The organism is Stenotrophomonas sp. 278 (genome assembly GCF_003935715.1).
GTDB lineage: Bacteria > Pseudomonadota > Gammaproteobacteria > Xanthomonadales > Xanthomonadaceae > Stenotrophomonas > Stenotrophomonas maltophilia_AH.
Window position 1 is genome coordinate 1 of sequence record NZ_RHPP01000184.1, and the last position, 6861, is coordinate 6861.

Annotated in this window: 6 protein-coding genes; 1 reads left to right on the forward strand and 5 read right to left on the reverse strand. The window is 66.0% G+C overall.

The window, feature by feature from the left end; genetic code table 11:
• Positions 1–1829, reverse strand: a 1829-nt coding sequence (locus EGJ34_RS19730) for a VIT domain-containing protein (protein WP_260477071.1), incomplete at its 3' end; no start/stop codon positions are given.
• Positions 1830–1967: 138 nt separating this feature from the next.
• Here EGJ34_RS19730 and EGJ34_RS19735 point away from each other — a divergent pair.
• On the forward strand, positions 1968–3002 hold the full coding sequence (locus EGJ34_RS19735; RefSeq protein ID WP_125362147.1) for a DUF1176 domain-containing protein: 1035 nt from the start codon (positions 1968–1970) through the stop codon (positions 3000–3002).
• A gap of 151 nt (positions 3003–3153) precedes the next feature.
• On the opposite strand, the gene EGJ34_RS19740 is transcribed toward EGJ34_RS19735, so the two are convergent.
• The 4 genes from EGJ34_RS19740 to EGJ34_RS19755 form a co-directional block, all read right to left on the reverse strand.
• The gene (locus EGJ34_RS19740; RefSeq protein ID WP_125362148.1) at positions 3154–3459 is read right to left on the reverse strand and encodes a hypothetical protein; all 306 of its coding nucleotides are present in this window, start codon (positions 3457–3459) and stop codon (positions 3154–3156) included.
• The gene (locus tag EGJ34_RS19745; RefSeq protein ID WP_125362149.1) at positions 3459–3872 is read right to left on the reverse strand and encodes a hypothetical protein; all 414 of its coding nucleotides are present in this window, start codon (positions 3870–3872) and stop codon (positions 3459–3461) included. The genes EGJ34_RS19740 and EGJ34_RS19745 overlap by 1 nt, the downstream gene beginning before the upstream one ends.
• 477 nt (positions 3873–4349) lie before the next feature.
• On the reverse strand, positions 4350–6083 hold the full coding sequence (gene recJ / locus EGJ34_RS19750) for a single-stranded-DNA-specific exonuclease RecJ (protein ID WP_125362150.1): 1734 nt from the start codon (positions 6081–6083) through the stop codon (positions 4350–4352).
• Positions 6080–6861: phosphoglycerate mutase (locus EGJ34_RS19755; protein WP_125362151.1), on the reverse strand; the 782-nt coding region annotated here is incomplete at its 5' end. The genes EGJ34_RS19755 and recJ, both read right to left, overlap by 4 nt.

The following is a 6861-nucleotide window of genomic DNA, read 5'->3' on the forward strand; positions in this document are numbered from 1 at the left end:
GTCGGCGACAGGCGCTTGGCATGCGGCGCGGGTTCAACTGGACGCGGCCCCTTGGGCCAGCTGCGGTTCCACCACAGCTCACGCTCGGCGAACTGGCGCGCAATGGCATCCAGGCGCTGGCGGCGCTGCTCGGCTTCATCGCTGATCTGCAACGCGTGGCGCTTGTCGTATTCGGCCTGCAGCGGAACCGGCGGGCGGATGCCGTAACGCAGGTAGTCCTCCAGCGTTTCCAGCACCAGCAGCGACGTGTCAGCACTGACCAGGCCAAACTTCAGGGCGAACGTCTGGGTCGCCGACATCGGCACGGTACGGTCGCTCTGCATCCGTTGCAGCTGATGCGACGCCCACGCGTGCGCGGCCATTCCGCCGTCAGCATCCGGCAGTCCGTTCATGGCCATCGTCTGTTCGGTGGTGGCACCGTCCGCGTTGGGCAGGCGCAGTCGCAGCGATGCAGGCTGAGCGGTGATGCGCCCCATCACCCGCACCCAGCCCTGCCCTGTCTGCGTGTCGTCCAACAGCAGATCGGCAAGGCCGGTGCCCTGTGGTTCGAGGCGGACGGGAGTCTCCCGGAGCAGGCGTCCGGCGGCCGAGGCCACGTCATCCACGCCGCTGAGCACCAGCACCTGACCGCCACTGCCTTCCACCCAGTGCCGCAGGTGGGCCGCATCGGTACGGGCACCAGCACCGCTCAACGCGTACAGCGGCTGCTCGGCTTGCAACGCAGGCCGCGTGCGGGCACCAAAGTTGCCGATGCCATCGCTGACCACCAGGGTTTCGTCGACATCCTCGCTGGCCGCCCAGTCGTTGAGTGCGCTGCCGCCGTCATACACCAGTCCTTCCAGCTCGCGACGCAGCCCGCCCCAGTTGCCGCCCTCGACGCTGTAGCGACGCACCGGTTCAGCATGGTCGCGCAGCACGGTCAGCTGCACCTGGGCGTGGCCCACCGCCTGGAAATAGCGGTCCAGCACCGCCAGTTCGGCGGCGGTATCGCGCTGCCGTCCGGAGCCGGAGGCATCCCAGACAAGGCCGATACGACGCGGCAGCGCACGTGCGCGGGGCTGGCCCGCCACCGGCACCTGCAGCATGAAATAGCGTTCACCGTTGTACAGTCCCTGCACGCCGCTGATGCCACGCGGCAACGGCAGGGTCCAGCCCAGCTGGGCGGGCAGCTGGTCACCGCGTCCCTGCCAGCGCGCCCGCCAGGTGGCACCGGCCAGGGACAGCTCCAGCGGTGAGGTGCCGCGCTTGACCGGAACGCCGGTACCGACCGCGTCCAGCTGCACCTGCACGTGCTGCGCGCCGAGCGCGAACTGCATCGGCAGGTTCCAGCGCAGCCCCCTGGCATCGAGCGGCAATGTCTCACGCACGGTCAGGGCGACCCGACGCGTGCCGTGCGCCGGTATCGGGTAGATGCGCAGGCGGAACTGGTTGCCGGCGGTCTGTTCCAGCAGGCCGGGGTCCACACCGCGTCGTTCGATGGCCTCGAACACCTGCCGGCCCTTCTCCTTGGGCACGGGCACCGCATCACGCAGGACCCCGTCGATATCCAGTGCGAACGCGGTCACCTGCTGACCGTCGGCCAGCGGAAACTCCAGGTTGCCTTCCAGTACCCGGCTGTTGGGATTGCGGAACACCATCTCGATCCGGGTTTCGCCCAGTCCTGCGGCCACCCGGCTATGCAACTGTGCGTGTTCCAACTGCACCTCACGCTCGGCTCCTGCCACCTTCAACAGGCCCTGGCCGGTCGGCAGCGCGGCCGCTCCCTGCCCCACGGCAACGGCAACCCAAACCGCGATCCCCCACCCCAACCTGCGCAGCACGCTGTCCATGTGACGCTCCTGATGACGATGACGGAACGTTCAACGCATCACCGTGGCAAATGGGGTTGAAGCCATTGCACATGGACATGAAGGTCGCCTTGCGCCACGCTGACAGCCCCACGGACCGTATCCCACAAGGAAGATCGCATGCGCCTGCCTCTGGCCTGCCTGCTGCTTGCCGCGCTGTTACCCGCTGCCCACGCCGCCCCGCTGAAGGGGGTTGAGTTCACCCACAACGACTGGACCCTGGCCTGCGACAACACCCGCACCTGCCGGGCGGCCGGCTACCAGAACGAGGACGCCGGCGATGACCCGGTGTCGGTGCTGCTGACCCGCAAGGGCGGACCCGATCAGCCGATCACTGGCCAGCTGATGCTCGGCGAGTATGAGGAGAGCGATCTGCCCAGCACCGTCAGCCTGCAGATCAATGGCACGTCGCTGGGTGCCGTGAAGGACAGCACGGATTTTTCCGCGGCGCAGGTCAGCGCCCTGCTCAAGGCGCTGGTCAAGGACAGCCGGATCGAACTGATCGGGAACAATGGTCGCCGCTGGGCATTGTCTGATCGTGGTGCTTCCGCCGTGCTGCTGAAAATGGACGAGTTCCAGGGCCGGCTGGGCACGCCCGGCGCGATCATGCGCAAGGGAAGCCGCGCCGAAGCCAGCGTGCTGCCGGCGTTGCCGGTGCCGGTGGTGACGCTGGGCAAGCGTGTGCCGACTACGGCGGCTGACGAGGCGCTGGGCAATGTGCCGGCGTTGCGCGCAGCCCTGGCTGTCGCCACGTCGGCCGACGACTGTGATGCACTGCATCCTGACCAGGACACGCAGTTTGAACGCGAGCCGCACCCGATCACGGTCAAGCGCCTGGACAGCCGCCGCCTGCTGGTCTCGACAGTGTGCTGGACCGGGGCCTACAACATCGGCTCCGGCTACTGGGTGGTCAATGACCGTGCGCCTTATCAGCCGCGCTACATCACCAATCTGGGTGCGGACGATGACACCCGCACGATCACCGCCGCGCACAAGGGCCGCGGCCTGGGGGATTGCTGGAGCACGGCGGCCTGGGCGTGGAATGGCAGCGAGTACATCCAGACCGATGACGCCAACACCGGTCTGTGCCGCCTGGTTGCCGCCGGCGGCGCGTGGCAGATGCCGTCACTGGTAAGCGAGGTCAAGGAACCCTGACCTGACGCGTTTGCTCAGCTATGGGACATGCGTTCGCCGCATCGATCACCGCTATCGGCAGTCGTCTGTCGACCGACTCTACCGCTCCCCAGCATTGGCCTGTCACCGGACGCCAAACGTCGAGCCGGGCTCTGCCCGGCTGAGGCTCGGCCTAAAACGGGAACTGGGCCGAACACGACTGCACTGTATCGAACAATTGGCGCAAAAGCGCGCAGTCATGCTCAGCATCATGATCCGCGAAGAACCGATACTCTACGGGATCCGCGCTATTGCGATAGAACAGCAGATACGACGCGTTTCCGGTGGTGATGTCGTAATCGTAACGAACAATGAGCTCAAACTCGTCCGTTTTCGTACTGATGACATCATTCTCGTAAGCAACGCTCCAGGTGAGTTCACCTGTGTCCGTCTTCTCAACCACCTTGCGAATGAACTCCCGGACTCTTGGCGGCAACATCAGACATTGTCCCCCAAGCGTGCGACTCTCTCGGCGGCGGACTTGATCATCATCAGCATGTTGCTCAGCGTGGATCGCGCCACCTTGTTCATGGGCCTTCCCTTTTCTTTGGTCATAGCCAAGTGGAGCACATGCTCCACCTCACTGAGCTGGGTTGCGATCGCGTGCACCTCCACTGCATGCAGGTGCCTGACATCCAGACGGGCAGAGAATCGGCGCGCGATCTGCACAGCTCTAAGCGCCGAAGTGTAGTCCTCCATGCGAACCCTATCGCCGACCTCATCCACGAGCCCAATGACCTCCAGGCTCAACGTTCTCGCCTCCTGCCTGGCGAGGGCCGAAAGTGCCATTTTTACAGCGCTTGCGGCCGTTCCTGCGTGAATGATTTCACCTACGGCAACGACGAGTGCCACCAACGTTGCTGCTCCACACCAGTACGTAAACACATCGATGTTGTCGGGAGCAGCCCATTTCGCGCCGCGCAACACTAGAAGCGCGCAGATTGCGACAGATAGAGCGCCATACGTCCATCGAACGTGCGACATGAGCCAAGCACTCACATTCGGAACGGCCAGTTGGCCAACCGCGAAAGATTAGGGTTGGCGAAGACGCTACGCAGTCGGCGAAATCCCAATCGCCGGTCAGCGTAATGCTCGACTATAGGTCGCCCGCAACCGGACCTTCACCCGAAACCCGGCGTCGATCATGAGTTCATGCGTCCAAGAACTCGGGTCATTTCACGGCGATCATCTGTCGACCGATCCCACTACATCCCAGGCAACCCCAGGCACCCGCCCCTCTCCCCCGACCATGGGTCGTAGTGACACGCCATGCGTGCCAACGCCATCGTCATGCGTCCGGCTCACCGCCATGCGTGTCAACGCAATCCATCACGCGTCAGCGCAATGCTCGATGATCAATTGAATCGCGCCACCACCCCGGTAGTCATCACTCACCAGCCGGTAGGCGATGTGCACATGGTTGGCCGGCGCATTGCCGGTCCAGCCGCTGAAGTAAATCGCATTGAGCGGCTCAGCGCGGCCCGGCACGCGCAGGCTCAGCTTGAGATGCTTTTCCTTCAGCACCTGCCAGCGCGCAACCTGGAAATGCCCGTCGAACAACGGTTCCGGGAAGCCCTGCCCCCAGGGTCCGGCCAGGCGCAGCGCCTCGGCATGACGGAAGTTCAACTCCTCCGTGCCCAGCTCGCCGTCACTCATCAGGAGTTGCTGCAACGACGCGGGATCCATCTGCGCCTGCACCACGGCCAGGAAAGCCCGCTCGAATGCCGCCAGGTTCGCCTGCGCCAAGCTGAGGCCCGCCGCCATGGCGTGCCCGCCGAACTTGTCGATCAAACCCGGATGCGCGGCATTCACCAGCGCCAGCGCATCACGGATATGGAAACCGGCAATCGAACGTGCCGAACCACGCAGGGAATCACTGCCGGGCTCCGACGGCGCGAACGCGATCACCGGCCGATGCAGCCGATCCTTCATTTTCGAGGCGACCAGCCCAACGACGCCCGGATGCCATTCGGCATCGAACAGGCACGCCGCAACCGGGCGCTCCCCCTCAGCCGTGAGCACCGCGCGTGAGACCGCCAGTTCGGCGTCGTCGGTCATCAGCTGCTGCACGGCGCGACGCTCAGCGTTGATCTGCTCAAGCGTCTGCGCAATCTCCCGGGCATGGGCGCGATCTTCAGTGAGCAGCAGCTCGATGCCCAGCGCCATGTCTTCCAGACGCCCAGCGGCATTCAGACGCGGGCCCAGTGCGAAACCGATATCGGTGGCACTCAGTCGCTTTACATCGCGCCCGCTGGCTTCGATCAATGCCTGCAGGCCGACACAGCCCTGCCCGGCCCGCAGGCGTCGGAGGCCGGCCGACACCAACGCACGGTTGTTGGCATCCAGTGCGACGAGGTCGGCCACGGTGCCGACCGCGACCAGGTCCAGCAGGGTCAGCAGGTCGGGTTCGGGTGTGCTGGCGAAGGCCCCTTGCTCACGCAAGTGGCGGCGCAGCGCCATCAGCACGTAGAAGATCACCCCGACACCGGCCAACGCCTTGCTCGGGAACGCATCGCCCTGCAGGTTGGGATCCACAAGCGCATCGGCCGGCGGCAGGTGTTCGCCAGGCAGATGATGGTCGGTCACCAGCACCTTCCAGCCCAGCGCCTTGGCTGCTGCAACACCGGCATGGCAGGCAATGCCGTGGTCGACGGTGACCAGCAGCCCCGGTTGCAGCGCGGCCAGTTCGGCCACCAGCGAAGGTGACAGACCATACCCATGCAGCATGCGGTTGGGCACGGCGTGGACCACATCGCGGGCACCCAGCATGCGCAGGCCACGCACCCCGACCGCGCAGGCGGTCGCCCCGTCGCAGTCGAAGTCGCCCACGACCAGGATGCGTTCGTTGTGGGCGATCGCGTTGGCCAGCAGGTCGACGGCGGCCTGCATGCCGCCCATCAGTTCCGGGGCGTGCAGCTGGGCCAGCTTCGGTTGTGCTTGGGCCGGGTCGGTGACACCGCGCGCGGTGTACAGGCGCTGCAGCAACGGCAGCGTGTCGGCCGGCCAGCCCGCACATTCGAGGGTGGGACGGCGTTGGATGCGGGCGGTGTGGGAGGTGGTCATGCGTCCTGCAGCTGCAGCGGTTTCTTCCAAACTTTCCAGCGCTGGCCCTTGTCCAGCTCGAAGCGCAGCCCGTCCTCGAAATCCAGCACCAGCCGGCGCAGTTCGCCGCGCTGCAACGCCGCAAGAAGGGGACGGATCGCCTCGTTGCCCAGCTGCTCCAGCGAACGCAGCTGACGCAGGTCCACCAGCGCATCCACCGGCTGGTTCCCACCCACCTCGACCCCGGCCGCCTTGGCCAGCGCCTGCAGCAGCGATTCACGACTGCGCACCTGCGCGTAAGCCGTGCTGACGCTCTGCGGCATCTCGCCGCCGCCCCAGAACCACAACGAATTGATCGCACGCTTGCCGGCCGCCACACGGCGGGCATTCCAGTCGTGCTGATGCAGCACCACCTGCGCCTCGGTCAGCAGCGCCCGCCACAAGCGGCCGGCATCGCCAGGGGGCAGATGGCCAAACAGGTCGTCACCGAGCACGTCGTCGGGCGCGGCAAACGCCGGCAGCTGGATCTCTTCCGGCAGCCGCAGGTACCAGCGGCTCGGCACCGGTGCATCCAGGGTAAACCCGTACCCGGCAAACAGCGGCTGCAGGGCCGGCAGGAGTTCGGCGACGTCGTCGGCGTCAGGGCGCAGCGTGTCGCCGTGCCCCATCATCCGCGCGCCGTGCATGTCCGGGGCCACGTTGGCAGGATCGGCACGCAGCCAGACGCCGTCGGCGGCATCGCCGACGTCAAGCTGGCGGGTCAGCGCGGCCACCGGCCAGTGCGCCGGCTGCAGCTGGA